General features: G+C 60.1%; 14 protein-coding genes. 8 read left to right on the plus strand and 6 right to left on the minus strand.

Annotation, left to right across the window (positions count from 1 at the left end; all coding sequences use genetic code 11):
- Positions 1-16: 16 nt before the first annotated feature.
- From NKH30_RS28950 to NKH30_RS28970, 5 genes are read right to left on the minus strand one after another with little or no spacing between them, the layout of a single operon-like run.
- The gene (locus NKH30_RS28950; RefSeq protein WP_352980965.1) at positions 17-1,834 is read right to left on the minus strand and encodes an ABC transporter ATP-binding protein; all 1,818 of its coding nucleotides are present in this window, start codon (positions 1,832-1,834) and stop codon (positions 17-19) included.
- Complete coding sequence (locus NKH30_RS28955) at positions 1,831-2,820, minus strand: glycosyltransferase family 2 protein (protein ID WP_352997663.1); 990 nt, start codon at positions 2,818-2,820, stop codon at positions 1,831-1,833. The genes NKH30_RS28950 and NKH30_RS28955 overlap by 4 nt, the downstream gene beginning before the upstream one ends.
- Positions 2,817-5,834, minus strand: a complete 3,018-nt coding sequence (locus tag NKH30_RS28960) for a trifunctional glycosyltransferase/class I SAM-dependent methyltransferase/polysaccharide deacetylase (protein WP_352997664.1) — start codon at positions 5,832-5,834, stop codon at positions 2,817-2,819. Before NKH30_RS28960 ends, NKH30_RS28955 begins: the two co-directional genes overlap by 4 nt.
- Before the next feature lie 7 nt (positions 5,835-5,841).
- Positions 5,842-7,008 (minus strand): glycosyltransferase family 2 protein, encoded by a 1,167-nt coding sequence (locus NKH30_RS28965; protein WP_352542858.1) that lies wholly within the window; start codon positions 7,006-7,008, stop codon positions 5,842-5,844.
- A 2-nt stretch (positions 7,009-7,010) separates the two neighbouring features.
- The gene (locus NKH30_RS28970; RefSeq protein ID WP_352980968.1) at positions 7,011-8,006 is read right to left on the minus strand and encodes a glycosyltransferase family 2 protein; all 996 of its coding nucleotides are present in this window, start codon (positions 8,004-8,006) and stop codon (positions 7,011-7,013) included.
- Positions 8,007-8,258: 252 nt separating this feature from the next.
- Here NKH30_RS28970 and NKH30_RS28975 point away from each other — a divergent pair, with 252 nt between their 5' ends.
- The 4 genes from NKH30_RS28975 (at position 8,259) to NKH30_RS28990 (ending at position 9,909) form a co-directional block, all read left to right on the plus strand.
- Positions 8,259-8,495: a hypothetical protein gene (locus tag NKH30_RS28975; protein WP_352980969.1), complete on the plus strand. Its 237-nt coding sequence runs from the start codon at positions 8,259-8,261 to the stop codon at positions 8,493-8,495.
- A 498-nt stretch (positions 8,496-8,993) separates the two neighbouring features.
- The gene (locus tag NKH30_RS28980) at positions 8,994-9,242 is read left to right on the plus strand and encodes a DUF982 domain-containing protein (RefSeq protein ID WP_352997665.1); all 249 of its coding nucleotides are present in this window, start codon (positions 8,994-8,996) and stop codon (positions 9,240-9,242) included.
- Between the two features lie 93 nt (positions 9,243-9,335).
- Positions 9,336-9,578 carry a DUF982 domain-containing protein gene (locus tag NKH30_RS28985; RefSeq protein ID WP_352980971.1) on the plus strand — a complete coding sequence of 81 codons (243 nt, stop codon included), beginning with the start codon at positions 9,336-9,338 and terminating at the stop codon, positions 9,576-9,578.
- A gap of 88 nt (positions 9,579-9,666) precedes the next feature.
- A complete protein-coding gene (locus NKH30_RS28990) occupies positions 9,667-9,909 on the plus strand; it encodes a DUF982 domain-containing protein (protein ID WP_352980972.1) in 243 nt (80 codons plus the stop codon).
- A 341-nt stretch (positions 9,910-10,250) separates the two neighbouring features.
- Here the strand turns inward: NKH30_RS28990 and NKH30_RS28995 are convergent, their stop codons facing one another.
- Positions 10,251-10,733: a DUF2127 domain-containing protein gene (locus NKH30_RS28995; protein ID WP_352980981.1), complete on the minus strand. Its 483-nt coding sequence runs from the start codon at positions 10,731-10,733 to the stop codon at positions 10,251-10,253.
- Positions 10,734-10,774: 41 nt separating this feature from the next.
- On the opposite strand from NKH30_RS28995, the gene NKH30_RS29000 reads away from it, so the two are divergent.
- The 4 genes from NKH30_RS29000 to NKH30_RS29015 all read left to right on the plus strand — a co-directional run bounded on the left by NKH30_RS29000 (position 10,775) and on the right by NKH30_RS29015 (position 13,645).
- Positions 10,775-11,317, plus strand: a complete 543-nt coding sequence (locus NKH30_RS29000; protein ID WP_352980973.1) for a phosphatase PAP2 family protein — start codon at positions 10,775-10,777, stop codon at positions 11,315-11,317.
- A 210-nt stretch (positions 11,318-11,527) separates the two neighbouring features.
- Positions 11,528-12,283 (plus strand): COG4280 domain-containing protein, encoded by a 756-nt coding sequence (locus tag NKH30_RS29005; RefSeq protein WP_352997666.1) that lies wholly within the window; start codon positions 11,528-11,530, stop codon positions 12,281-12,283.
- Positions 12,280-12,504, plus strand: a complete 225-nt coding sequence (locus NKH30_RS29010; RefSeq protein ID WP_352980974.1) for a hypothetical protein — start codon at positions 12,280-12,282, stop codon at positions 12,502-12,504. The genes NKH30_RS29005 and NKH30_RS29010 overlap by 4 nt, the downstream gene beginning before the upstream one ends.
- A 127-nt stretch (positions 12,505-12,631) precedes the next feature.
- Positions 12,632-13,645 (plus strand): ABC transporter substrate-binding protein, encoded by a 1,014-nt coding sequence (locus tag NKH30_RS29015; RefSeq protein ID WP_352980975.1) that lies wholly within the window; start codon positions 12,632-12,634, stop codon positions 13,643-13,645.
- Positions 13,646-13,717: the final 72 nt, after the last annotated feature.

Consider the following 13,717-nt stretch of genomic DNA (forward strand, 5'->3'; position numbering starts at 1 on the left):
AAATAGAGCAGGGCCATCATCCTTTGTCCTCAGCGTCAGAGGCACATACGATTTCGTGCTGGCGACCTTGGTATTGAGGAACAACGACGGAGGCAGGTCCTTGGCTGTTGACTCTGCCGTTCTCTATCCAAATGACGTTGCCTGCATCACGCGCCGTTTCTATGCGGTGCGTGATCAGCAAAATTGTCCTTTTGCCAAGCTGCCTGTCAATCGCACGCCGTACTTGATCCTCGAGCGCGGTATCGAGTGCGTTCATGGCCTCATCCAGGATCAGGAAGTCCGGATTGCGCAATACAGCTCGTGCCAGGCCAATGCGCTGTCGCTGGCCGCCGGAAAATCGCAGCCCCTCCTGCCCGATCCAGGTATCGTAGCGATCGGGGAGGTCTTCGACGAATGACGCGACGCCGGCACTGCGGGCAGCCACAATGATCTCTTCTTGGGACGCGTCGGCTTTGGCCATGCGGATGTTGTCTGCCACCGTGCCCTCGACGAGGTCGACGTCCTGACCCGTTACGGCGATCTTGGACAGCCAGTCGTCCCGCCTGATGTCCTGCAGCCGGGTGCCGTCAATCTTGATGTCGCCAGAGGTCGGTTCGTACAGCCGTAAGAGGAGGTTCACGATCGTCGTCTTGCCAGCGCCACTTGCGCCGATCAGCGCCGTGGTTTCTCCGGCTGGTATATCGAACGACAGGTCCGTGAGCACCGGCGCATTTTGATCATAGCAAAAGCTCACGTGCTCGAAAACGATACTCGCGTTCAAATTCCCGAGTGCGATGGTGCCTTGCGATGGATATTCCTTGTCCTCGGACTGGACCATCTCCAACACCGAGCGCAGTTGCGGCTGCATCTGCGCCAGAAACAGCAGGTTGCTCTCGAACTCCTGCGTATGCGGCTGCAGCCGATAGAGGAGGGCCACAGCGGCCAGCGTTACCTCGAAGCTGATATGCCACCACCCGGAGACCAGGACGATGGAGCCCAACATTCCCAAATAGCCGATCTCGGTCGCTGGGCCGATCCAGGACGAAAGGCGAATCAGGGACAGCGATGCGTCGCGCGCGGCCGCCGACGATTGCACGAAGCGACGCTGGTGTAGCGCCTCCTGTCCGTAGGCGCGGATGGTGCGCAACGCCTGGAGTGTCATGAGCATATGCTCGCCGAGCGATTGATGGATTTTCTTCACCCGATGTCCCAGGTCCCGCGCGGGTCGCGAAAAGATGCGCAAGATCGCCGAGATCGCGATTGAGCCAAGGGCTGCGATCACCAGGATCTTCCAGGAGATCGTGAAGAGAAAGACGGCGAACACGAAAATAGAGCAGCTGTTGATGATGAGTCGGGTCACTGCGCCATACGCTTGCGCCACCAGCCACGATTCGGTCCCGAGCACCTCCATGAGTTGCGATTGCTCGTGCTGTTGGATGGATCCGAACGCGACCGTGAGATATTGTTCGTGGACGAGGTTGCGCACGCGCTCGCTGATCCGTTCGCCGATGCTGGAGCTTATCAACGAATACAGCAGCGCCAGCGCTCCACGAGCGAAGATGAGTAGGAGGATCGCGAAGGCGAGCCGGGTAGGACTACCGAGCCAGGCGACTGCCAGGCCCAGCGCTCGGCCCTGAAGGCCATTTCCAGCATCCGTGATTCGGCTGGACACTAAATAGAGGAACAGCAGGATCAGGGTGATGCCGAGCGTCTCGGCCAAGGATGACAGAAAGCCAACAGCGAGCAGAGCGGGCGTCGCCCAGCGCGGCTTGCCAACGATGCGAAGCAAATGCGAAAGATCGCGCAACGAAGCACGGACCGCACCGCGGCGTATGGCTCCTTTCCCTTTGCTCATTTCAGTTCCCCGATCGAGAAGCGCACGGTAACGCGTGGGCGGACAGGCATGCGACCGCGCAGCAGTTTCGTCGCAGCGCCCTTGGCCAAATGCGCTATGATCAGGGGCAAATCTACGGCGATTATCCGCATGGCGATCGCGGGATGACGGCGAAGCAGCAATGACAGGATCGGCAGCACATAGCGGGGGTGCCTCAGGCGCAACGTCCGCTCCAGGAGCCACGCCGAATAGAAATGCAGGCCTTCACGCAGCGTGGTTGCCGCATCCGGGTGGCGGCCGAGCATCTCGTCCACCACCAGCATCCAGGACCGCAGCATGCGGGTCATGTTGCTCGACATATTTCCCGGTAGATAGCGATATCCCACCAGCGGCTCTTCGACGACTTCGAAGTGGTAGGTTTCGGCAACGCGACAATAGAAGAGGATATCTTCACAACCCTGCGCGCCGGCCTCGCGCAGCCCAGCCTCGAAACCATCGGCGTCTATCAGGGCCTGCCGGTGTACCAAGGCTGCGCTGCCATTGCCAACGAAATTGCCGTGGAAAAGGCGCTCAAGCACATCGCCCCGCCAGTTTGGCCGATGCTGATCATCCGTTACCGCACTCTGAGCATCGATGACTCGATACCAGCAGTAGACGAGCCCCACTTTCTCGCCTGCCCGATCGAACGCGGCCAATTGCCGCTCAATCTTGGTCGGCGCCCAGAGATCGTCGGCATCGACGAATGCGATCAGATCGGATTGCGCCGCTTGCCAACCCGTATTGCGGGCGGCGGCCACGCCGGCGTTAGCCTGCTGGATCAGCCGCACGCGAGGGTCGACCTCCATGTGGTGTCGGGCGATGGTGACAGTCTGGTCGCGCGAGCCGTCGTCGACGACAATAATCTCGAGCGCGCGGTGAGACTGGGACCGAACGCTGCGGAGCGTCTCGTCGATTGTATCTTGCGCATTGTGAGCGGGGATAATGACGCTGACGAGTTTGCCGTTCATTCGAGCACCGCCTCTACCATGGCGACAAAGTCATCGAGCGAACGGTCCCCACGAATCTCGATGCGCGGAAGGTCGATGGGATCGCAATCGAGGTCCGCCGGTCCGTGTCTGCCGCCGAAGCCGATTCGATAGCCGCACTCCTTGGCCAGCCTGCCAAGCCGTCGGTCGGTGACAGAGAAGGGTGCCGCGAACGCCGCGGTTGGCCGACCGGTCCACCGCTCGACGAACATACGCGAGCGCAGCAACTCAGCGGCCAGCTCGGAGCTCGAAAGGCCATCGATGGCGCAATGCGTCGCCAGATGGCTCCCGAAGAAGGCACCTTCGCCGGCAAGGCGTCGCACGGTCTCGGCGTCCATGAGTGGTGCCGGGGGACCGCTGTCGGCATCCCATTGTGCAATTTCACCCACGAAGTCCGTTACCAGGAAGACTTCGGCCGTCAGGTCGTTGGCGCGCAGGATTGGCCAGGCATGGTCGGCAAAGTTCTGCAAGCCGTCATCGAAGGTGATGAGCACCGGACGGCCCACGAAAGGGTGACGGTTGGCAATGAACCATTCGAGCTGCTCTGACATGATCGCGTGAAAGCCATTGGCGCGCAGCCATGCCATTTGGCTGGCGAATGCGGCGGGCGCGAGCCGAAAACGGGCGAGTGCGGCCGGACCTTCATCGGAGACGCCGTGGTACATGAGAACGGGAATGCGCTGCCGCCGCTCGCTACGCGCAACCTCACCGCGCAGCGCCCGTGCCCCGCCCCAGACGATGTTTCGCGCGACGTCCGTCTCGATGGCCGCGCGGATGGGGAGGTGGTCGAGCGTCGGATCCGCCGCAAATTCTGCCGGGGACAGGCGGCGAAAACGGTCGATGCGATAGAGATCGGTCTGGATCGATCGCTCAAGAACGAGGCCTTCGGTCGCGGCCAGCGTCTCCGAAATTAGTTGCGCGCCGAACTTGTGGTCCCAATCGAAGCCTGTCCGTTCCATATTGTCACGAAGCACGAAGGCGTGCGCGCTGACAAAACTGCCGCCGGGCGCCAACGCCTCGACGATCTTTGAGGCGACGCGCCGCAACTCGTCGAGATTGTCCAGGAAATAGAGCACTTCCGAGCAGATGATCAAATCCATCTCGCCCGGCAGCGTGTCCGCAAGAAAATCCAGTACCCTGAATTCGATATTCAACTGGTGTCTGCACCGCGCGCGCGCCCGCCCGACCGCTACGGCGGAGATGTCAGTTGCGGTCAAATGGCCCACGCGCGGCGCCAGCTGCCGCGTGAAATGGCCCTCCGCGCAGGCCAGCTCAAGCGCCCGTCCGATGGGACCGGCAGGCAGAATTTCGAGCTGCCGCTCATATTTTTCCTGCTCATAGGGCGAACCGTAGTTCCAGGGATCCTCGATCGCAAAATGGCGATTCCAGAAAGATGTGCGATCATTGTCGCGCCCATCCGCGGCCCGTGCACGCCGCGGCGCTGCAAAAGGCTCTTTAGTTTCGGCGCTCGACCGAACCAGCGCCTGCGCTTCCGCGGCCAATCCCGCAAGTTTGCCGAAATGGCTGTCCTGATCAGACCGGCGTCCCGCCATGGACAACAATGCCTCGGCTGCAAACATGTTTGACTTGTCGGCACCGGCGCCCTTTTGCGGTGCATCTACAGGCGATCGCCTCGCAAGCCGCGCGACACGCTTCCAGAAGCGGGACGCCATGCGGCTATGGCCGGAGAGATTGCCTAGAAGCCGCTCAGGGGGCACGAAAGCCAGGATCAATTCAATCCAATGACGCCTTGTCACTCTCCCGAGTACACCGAACTGCACGAGAGCTTCGATCTGCCCTTCCATCATTAGGTAGACATAAAGTTGATCGATCCCTTCCGGAAGTTCGGTCGAGCCCGGATGCCGAACATCGACGCGTATCCCCAGCGTTCGCGCCAGCCTGCGCGGTGCGGCAAGATCATCGAAGTCGAGGAGCATTTGGTCAAGATGATATTGTACCCGGCGGCCTGCGGCAGGGTCGCTCCAGAGATTGCTGAGTTCAATCACCAAGTCGGTGAGGGGGCCACCGAACCTGTCCCATCTGGCGGCCAATTGCTGCGGCGCCGATAGACTTCCTACCATCAGGCCGTCGAAGACCACCTTAGCGATCTCAGGCGCCCATTCGTATCTGGCCGGGAGCGCGCGCAGGATCCGCGAGGGGATCGAGCCGCCGCCGCTGCCGCAATCCGACGCAGCGTTCCACAAGGCGAACCACGCGAGTGCTTCGCAAGCGGCGCGGCCGTCCAACGGGTTCGCTCCCTTGGCGTGCGCAGACGCTGGGTGTTTGACTCTGGGGTCGGCAGAAAAGCCGCGGGCAATCACGATCTCCGCATCTGATATCATCTGCGTCGAATTTCGGGTGAGCGAATTGGGGCTCGCCCGATAGTAGGCGAGCGGCTCGTCGACCATCACCCAACGGTTCCCGAGACGTGCGACGCGCTGCCACAAATCCCAGTCCTCGCAGGTGGCCAGCGACACATCGAAGCCGCCTAACTCGACGATCGTCGCCCGGTCGATCAGCAGCGCGTGAGTACGGATGGCGCACCGGCGCGCGAATGTCTCGAAGGGTTGGATCGCAACCTCGGGGGCGATGCTCGACGGGGTGAGTGCGCCATCGGGCATCACGCGCCGAGAACCGCAATAAGCGGCCACTGCATCGGGAGCGTTTTTCAATGCGGCCAGCATTTTGGCAAGGAAGCTGGCGTCTACCCAATCGTCGGCATCCAGGAACATTAGCCAGCGTCCGCGCGCTGACGAGATCCCCTGATTGCGCGCGCCGGCGGCGCTATGGGCAGAGGAGTTCACCGTGCGAAATCGAGCATCGCGCCCAACAAAACTGGCGATGATTGCGGCAGTACGATCATTCGAGTCATCGTCGACGATGATCGCCTCCCAATCAGTAATGTCTTGATTGATGAGACAATCGAGTGCTTGTGCCAGCGTCAGCTCCGCGTTCCGCGCAGGCACCACGATTGAAACCGAGGGATTGTCCGCCACGTCGTCCTTACACGCGCTTGGTTCGGAGGTAGAACAGGATTCCTGAAGCATAGCCGGCGATTTCATGCCAAATGAAACGATCCTCAGCGCTCCTGCATCCAAGCAGCCTTCTGCGGACCCTGCCGAGGTACCAAAGTGGCTTCCATTTGAAAGCCTGTTTCAAATTCGCCTTCACGCCAGTCCGCTCATGCTGGACGAGCAATGCGGCCGAGTGACCGCGCATGTAGAAATAGATTTGCTTGGCCAGGCCTTCCATAGTCCGCCTGTGGAAATGGAATGCGACGGAGGTTGGCTGGTAACGGCAGTCATATCCATTGGCAAGCAGCCGATACCAATATTCAGAGTCGCCCGAACATCCAGCCTGGCCGACGTCAAGGCGCTCGTCAAACAGCCCCGCGCGGTCAAACACGTCGCGCCGGAAGGCCATGCTTGCACCGGCACCGATTTTCCATGCCGGGAACACTTCGTGCCTGCTAGAGGCAAAGTCGGCCGCGCGGAACAATTGCGGCCTGTAGCCTTGCCCGAAGCTCCAGAACGTCTCGAAATAGCGCTGTGCTTCGGTGGCAAGTTCTGCTGGCAGTACAAGGCCTGTCACCGCGCCGGTCGAAGGCCTGTCGAACGCCGTGATCAGCTGCTCAAGCCACTGCGGGTGAAGCAGGACGTCATCGTCAGTGTAGGCGACGATTTCCGCGGATGCACGCTGGGCGCCCCGGTTGCGAGCGATGTCCAGACCAGGTCGATCCTCGCGGACGTAGATTGCGCCGGCAGCGAGTGCTACCTCGCGCGTTTCGCTACCTGTCGATGCGTTATCGACAACGATGATCTCTGCCGGCGGGACACTTTGCTGGGGAAGCGAGGAGAGGCAGCGCCGCAATTCTTTCGGCCTGTCGCGTGTGCATATGACCACGCTGGCGCTCGGCAGAACCGGTGGAGTAAGCGTTGGACCTGCAGCGGCCGTGATCGGCATAGTGCGGCACTCACCGTCGCTCCCTCTGAGCAAATGCCCGACCGGAAGCCCGCCGCGCCACAACACGATCATTCCAGAATCGCAATCCTCGGGACTGACTTGGGTATCCAAATCCACGTGGCGGATACCTGCGCAGCCATCCGGGCCAAACAGCTTGTACAGTTCTGCGCTCAACAAATTTGCGCGCCGACTCGGCATGTCGGACATCTTCACCAGCTCAATTCGCTATAGAGAGGCCGAAATTCGCTCTTGTCGTTTCGCATTCGTCTCACGCGCATCTTGAGCCATCGAGGAACCAGTCGGGCCCTGCAATATTCTTCCAGCATATTGGGCAGGCGGGAGATCGCAACGCCCGGCTCCGTCACAAAAAGCCTCCTCAGCAGCTCGCCGGCCGCGAAAAACCGTCCCTCAATGAAAGCTCTTGTGGCAAGCCAATGGATCATGTCGACCAAGTGGGCATCGAAATCGCGCCCGAATGAGGGATACTTTTCACGAAATTCGGCAAGGACAATTTCACACGAGCGAAGCATCTGCATGACATCGCTTGACATGTTGAGGTTCGTCATTCGGTAGCCGACAAGGTGCTGAGGGACGAGCCGGAACTCATAAGTTTCCGCAATGTTGAGGCACATTAGAAGATCCTCGCAGCCTTGTGCGTTCCTGGCCCGCAAGGACGGATCGAACTGTCCCGCTCGCTCGAATGCGGAGCGACGTACGAGCATCGAACTGCCGTTACCGACAAAATTTTGTCTGCACAGGCGCTGGAGTACATGACCTTCGGCGTCGGGCCGATGGCGCAGCGAGAATACTCGACCATCCTGGTCGATATGCGCGAACCAACAATAGGCCAAGCCCGCCGAAGAGCCACCTTCCTGCAAGGCGCGCAACTGTAGTGCGATCTTGGAAGGGGCCCAAAGATCGTCGGCGTCGACAAACGCCAGAAACTCCGCGCTGGTGGAAGCCGCACCGCTGTTGCGAGCGTTCGCAACGCCGCCATTCGAATTTGCTATGAGGCGTATACGGTGATCCTTCTTGGCATATGAGGCCACGATTGATGCGGACTCGTCCGTCGATCCGTCGTCTACCACGATAATGTCCAATGCCTGGTAATTCTGACGGCAGATGCTAATCAGGGTAGAACCAATGGTTCGCTCGGCATTAAACATCGGGACCACGACGCCTACCGTGGGTTTGTCCTGGATCATCGGCGACTTCGTTTTCTCCTTAGGGTTGGCAAAAACGGCTAGCGACCATACGTGTCAGTACTCCTCTTCAAGATCGGGGCGAATTCGCGGCAAAATCAGCTCGGGCGTTCCTATTCGCCTGACTAAAGCCTGCGACCGCGACAAAATCATGTCGCCGAAAGACGCGACATCCATCGCATCTTGACAAATACGAATTCGCCGTAGCCCTACGCCGAGACGCGCCACAGCGGCATCAAATGCGAAAACCTGATCGTGACCGCGCAGAAGCGCTACGCCTTGCAGGCGGGCGGCCGCCGTCACTCCGGGATCGCGCCGTTGCTCTGGCGCAAGGGCGCGGCGAGGTGCGGACGCGATCTCACTGACATCGCCATCCCACGATGCCATCTCTCCCGGATGTGCGAGGACGGGCTGCTCGTGAACGTCGGCTATGGCCGGTATCGAGCCGCCGCGCTGCGGCCTGACCTTCAGACCGCGCTGAACTCGCTGTAGGATGGCGCCGCTTCGATGACCTCGCCATTCCGGCCCTCGCAGACGGCGTGGATCGGACGTAAACCGCCGAGGCGAGGGACTGCTCGGGAAGGCGGTTACGGCGGCTATCGTGCGTCGTTCCGAATGCCGCTTCACCGTCGCGCCTTCAGGAACAATTTGATGCACGCTCCGCACCGCGCCGGGCGCGCACCGTGCAGGAAACGAAGCGGGCACGGGGGTCCTCGCGCTAGCCAGTTATCCGATCCCCCGCTCAGAAATTCCTACCAACGTTCCTGAGCCCACCATTCCACACGAAATCGTCGGTTGATATCTTATTAGTTCCCGACAAAATACAGAAGTTGGGTCGCTACAATCATGGTTGAAGTCGAGAGAACAATGCAGAGGTCAGAAGCTGCCCGCAGTTTCCTTCGAAAGCTGCTCACTTTATCATCAGAACGAACGCTGTCGGATGAGCAAAACTTGCTTAGGGGACTTCATCGGTCGGCAAAGAGTGACCCCATGGTAACCTATTGGTTCTCCCCTCCGGTTCCCGTCAAGACTGAAGGTCCCGGCCTGACACACCACGTCAACAACGCAGTGGCAGCAGCTAATGAACTCCTGAAGTGGACCAACCGTGGCCCTCACTGGAACCTCGCGGTGCGCGTTTGCGTGACTGTTATTGCCGACGAGATGGAACCTGAGGAGGCCCGCAAGGCATTCCTGGCTGCTGCCGAGGAGGAGGGGAAGCTGATTAGGGCTGGTGGCTGACCGCGAATTACTTCGACATCCGCTCAGGAATTCCACCAAATGCTCCCCGACCGGAGGCTGGCCGCAGAAGAAGTCGTTCGCTAAATTCCACCCATGGCAATCCTCTGGTTCTCACCCCCTGTGTACGTTAAGACGGAACATAAAGGCTTCCGCTACGCGGTCCACCACGTTCAGGCTGCGGCTGAGGAACTCGTCTTGTGGACCAAGCGTGGCCCTAGGTGGCAAGAGGCGGTGCGCGTCTGTGTGGATGCCTTGAGCGGTAAGGTGTCCCCAATGCAGGCCCGCCACGCGTTCGAGCAGGCTGCCGAGGAGGAGGGTATGCTTTTTCCTGATTAGCAGGTCGTGTGGCTCTTCGCGCGAGCCAAAGTCGATCACCAGCTCAGACATCCTTCCAAACATTCTCACCCCCTCTAATTATCCCTCAATGGCAACCCATTGGTTCGTCCCTCCGGTGTTCGTGAAGACTGAAACCGGCGACAGGCGTGGCTGCAACAATGCCAAGGCAGCCCTTGAGCAGCTCAAGACGTGGACTCGGAGAGGACCTCGCTGGCAAAAGGCGGTGACCCTCTGCCTGTCAGATCTGGAGGGCGATCCGATTGACCCTCAGGTGGTACGAAAGGCCTTCGAGGCTGCCGCTAAGGAAGCCAAGATGTATCTTTCCCCGTAGGAGAAGGTGTCATGGCAACCCGTTGGTTCGCCCCTCCGGTGTACGCTAAAACCGACCGACCTGGGGCACCTACGGGTGCAACAATGTCGAGGGTGCCGCCGAGGAACTCATGAAGTGGACCAAGATGGGGCCTAAGTGGCGGGAGGCTGTGCAACTATGCATCGACGCCGTCGAGGACCGGGCGACACCGGAGGAGGGACGTAAATATGAACATCGCCGCCCGTCGGATTGATGCTGGCAGGCGAAGCGTTCTGGAGCCTTCGGGCATGTGGTGTTCAATCCCAAGTGTAGATGCCGGTGAGGTTGATGTGTTCCCAACTGAGCGACGAGAAACTTCGCTGTCATGCCGGCTTGTGCTGCCGCACGACCTTCCATTCATGCCAGATCAGCACCATGACGACAGCATCGAAGACGGTCAGGACAAGCAGGCCGAACGAATGGGTGTAGGAGTAGCGGTAGACTTGGTAGATCATAAATGCGCCCAGCGCCGCAAGCGATGCCGGATACGACCACAGCTTGCCTCTCAGAAGCCCGACAACGAGCAGCAGTTTTATCAGGCCGTGGCTAAGTAGGTAGAATGCATAAAACTCCTTGCTGGCGACGGAAAAGTGGCTTGCCATCTGCGACAGATAGCCAGCTATGAAATCGTTCGGATCTTCGATCAATTCCTCTTGGGTGAATGTATTGACCCAGGAGGCAATGGTGTCGGTGGTGACTACATAAAGCAGGATCCCGCCCAGGCATTCGATCAGGGCATGCGCCCCTTTAAGCCAGATGCTGAGCTCGAAAATCTGATGGATGCGGCGTTCGTCTACTGCTTTCACAAAATTCACCTTGCGATCGACAACAGCGGAAACGAGAAACGATGGATGCAGCCCTAACCCACTGGATCAACGCGGCAGCCGGGATCAGCCCTTTTCTTGATAAGGCAATGATCGCCGTCTCACAAATCGGCGTTCCGCTGATGGTGCTGGCTGTTGCCCTGCAATGGTGGGCAAAGGCCGACCGCTACCATGTGCGCCATGCTGCCTTGTCCGCCGGCTTGGCGTTCCTGCTCGGTCTGGCGATCAATCAGTTCATTCTTCTTTTCGTGCATCGCATCCGCCCCTACGATGCCGGTGTGACCCACCTGTTGATTGCGCCAAGCGCCGACTGGTCATTCCCATCCGATCACGCGACCGCAGCCATCGCAATCGTTGCGGCCTTTGCGATGCAAGCTCTGCCGCGCCGGACGTTAGTGCTGTCCCTGCTGGCATTTCTGATTTGTTGGTCGAGAATTTACATTGGGACGCACTACCTGACCGACGTAATCGGCGGCGCAGTGACGGGCGTCTTAGGTGCCGTTATGGTGCGATTGGCCTATCGTGAGAACTCCCGGCTGGACAAGCTGGCGACAAGAATTCTCTAGCTCCTTATGTGCCAACAATGAGACGAGCAGCTATCAAAACGTCGAGGTCCAAGGCGGCGGCGGGCTGACGATGATCCTGTCATGCCTTAGTTGAGGTCGGCGAATTCACGAGTTGATCGCGGCGCGATGGGCGGATTCAAACGGTCGTCGCAACATCCCGGATGTTAGAGGTTGCGATGAGCATTGGGTCAAACGAGACAGGAAACCTCCATGCAGACACTGACACCCATCCTTTCGACGGTCACGGCGGCATTCCTGGCGTCCTTCGTCGAGGTCGTCGAGGCCTTCACCATCGTGCTTGCTGTCGGGGTGACGCGCAGCTGGCGCCCGGCGCTGACCGGCGCCGCACTGGCGCTGGTGGTGCTGACGGCCCTGGTGCTGGCGTTCGGCCCACTGTTGGCACTCGTACCCATCAGCACGCTGCAGTTCGTCGTCGGGGTGCTGCTGATCCTGTTCGGCATGCGCTGGCTGCGAAAAGCCATTCTGCGCGCTGTTGGCGTCATCGCCATGCATGACGAGGCGGCGGCGTTCTCCAGGGAAACCGCCGCCTTGCACCAGCAGGCAAACGACCGCCGCGCCGACTACCTCGCTGGACTGGCGTCGTTCAAGGCAGTGCTCCTCGAGGGCGTCGAGGTGGTGTTCATCGTCATTGCCGTCGGAGCAGCGCACGGGCACACGCTTTACGCCGGCCTCGGCGCGCTGGCGGCGTTCTTCCTGGTGATGCTTATCGGCCTGGCGGTCCACCGGCCGCTGGCGCGGGTGCCGGAGAATGCGCTCAAATTCGTCGTCGGGCTGATGCTGACCAGCTTCGGCATCTTCTGGACCGGCGAAGGGATTGGCGCCGACTGGCCGGGCGCCGATCTCGCTTTGCTCGCCATTTTCGCTATCGTCGCGCTGGCGTCGTTTGCCATGGTGCGCTGGCTGCGCAGCACCTACCCCACACTCACCGGAGAGCTCGCCCGATGAACGTCATTCGGCTCGCAGCCAAGGAATGCTTTGGCATGTTCGTCGATGACGGCAGTCTGGCGCTGCTGGCGCTGGTTCTGGTGGCAGTCATCGCGGCGGCTGTAAAGCTGCTGGCGCTGCCCCCGCTGCTCGGCGCTGCCCTGTTGCTGATTGGTTGCCTCGCCATCCTGTTGCACAGCGTTCGCCGCGCTGCACAGGTGCGGCAGAAGTCCAAACCTTGAAGCCGTTCGCGTTCCCGTTTGACAGGTTGATGAAAGGTTGATGCCATAACTATGCCCCGCGTCCTCGCAATGTCGCAAAAGCGATGGGAGAAGAGAGGGACGCAGGAAACGAACAAGGGAAGAGGCCATGTTGCTTAAGCGAACACTGCTTGATTCAGCCGCTACAATTGCACTCGTCGCCACCATAGCCCTGTCCGCGCCATCGGCTCGCGCCGACGATAAGATCTCCATCATGGTGGGCGGCTACGAGAAGCAGATCTATCTGCCCGCCAAGCTGGCGGAAGCGCTCGGCTACTTCAAGGACGAAGGTCTCGATGTCGAATTGCTGAACGAGCCGGCCGGCGTCGATGCCGAGAACGAGATGCTGGCCGGGGCCGTGCAGGCGGTGGTCGGTTTCTACGACCACAGCATCGATCTGCAGGCGAAGGGCAAATTCGTCGAATCCGTTGTCCAGTTCAGCCAGGCGCCCGGAGAAGTCGAACTCGTTTCCACAAAGCATCCTGAGATCAAATCGCCCGCCGACTTCAAGGGAATGAGCCTTGGCGTGACTGGCCTCGGCTCCTCGACAAACTTCCTGACGGAATATCTTGCCGTCAAGAACGGCTTGAAGCTCGGTGAATTCACTTCGGTTCCGGTCGGCGCCGGCAACACCTTCATCGCCGCTATGCAGCAGGACAAGATTCAGGCCGGCATGACGACCGAACCGACGATCACCCGGCTTCTGAAGACCGGCGAAGCTTCCATTCTTGTCGACATGCGTACGATGGAAGCTACCAAAGCCGCGCTCGGCGGCACCTATCCGGCTGCTTCCCTCTACATGCAAACGGACTGGGTCGACGCCCACAAGGAGACGGTGCAGAAGCTGGCCAATGCCTTCGTCAAGACACTGAAGTTCATCAACACCCATAGCGGCGCCGAGATCGCCGAAAAGATGCCGAAGGACTACTATGTCGGCGACAAGGAAGGCTATGTGAAGGCGCTGGACGCCGGCAAAGCAATGTTCACCGCCGACGGCGTCATGCCGGAAGGCGGCCCGGAAACGGTGCTAACCGTGCTCTCGGCCTTCAAGAAGGACCTGCAGGGCAAGCAGATCGACCTGTCGAAGACCTACACCACCGAGTTCGTCAAGAACGTGAAATAGCGGACATCGCCGGCGCGAGCCTCGCGCCGGATCCATCCTGTTTCTGCGTCCGGCGATCTCCCGCGCGGCGAC

The organism is Mesorhizobium sp. M1273 (assembly GCF_040318195.1).
GTDB lineage: Bacteria > Pseudomonadota > Alphaproteobacteria > Rhizobiales > Rhizobiaceae > Mesorhizobium.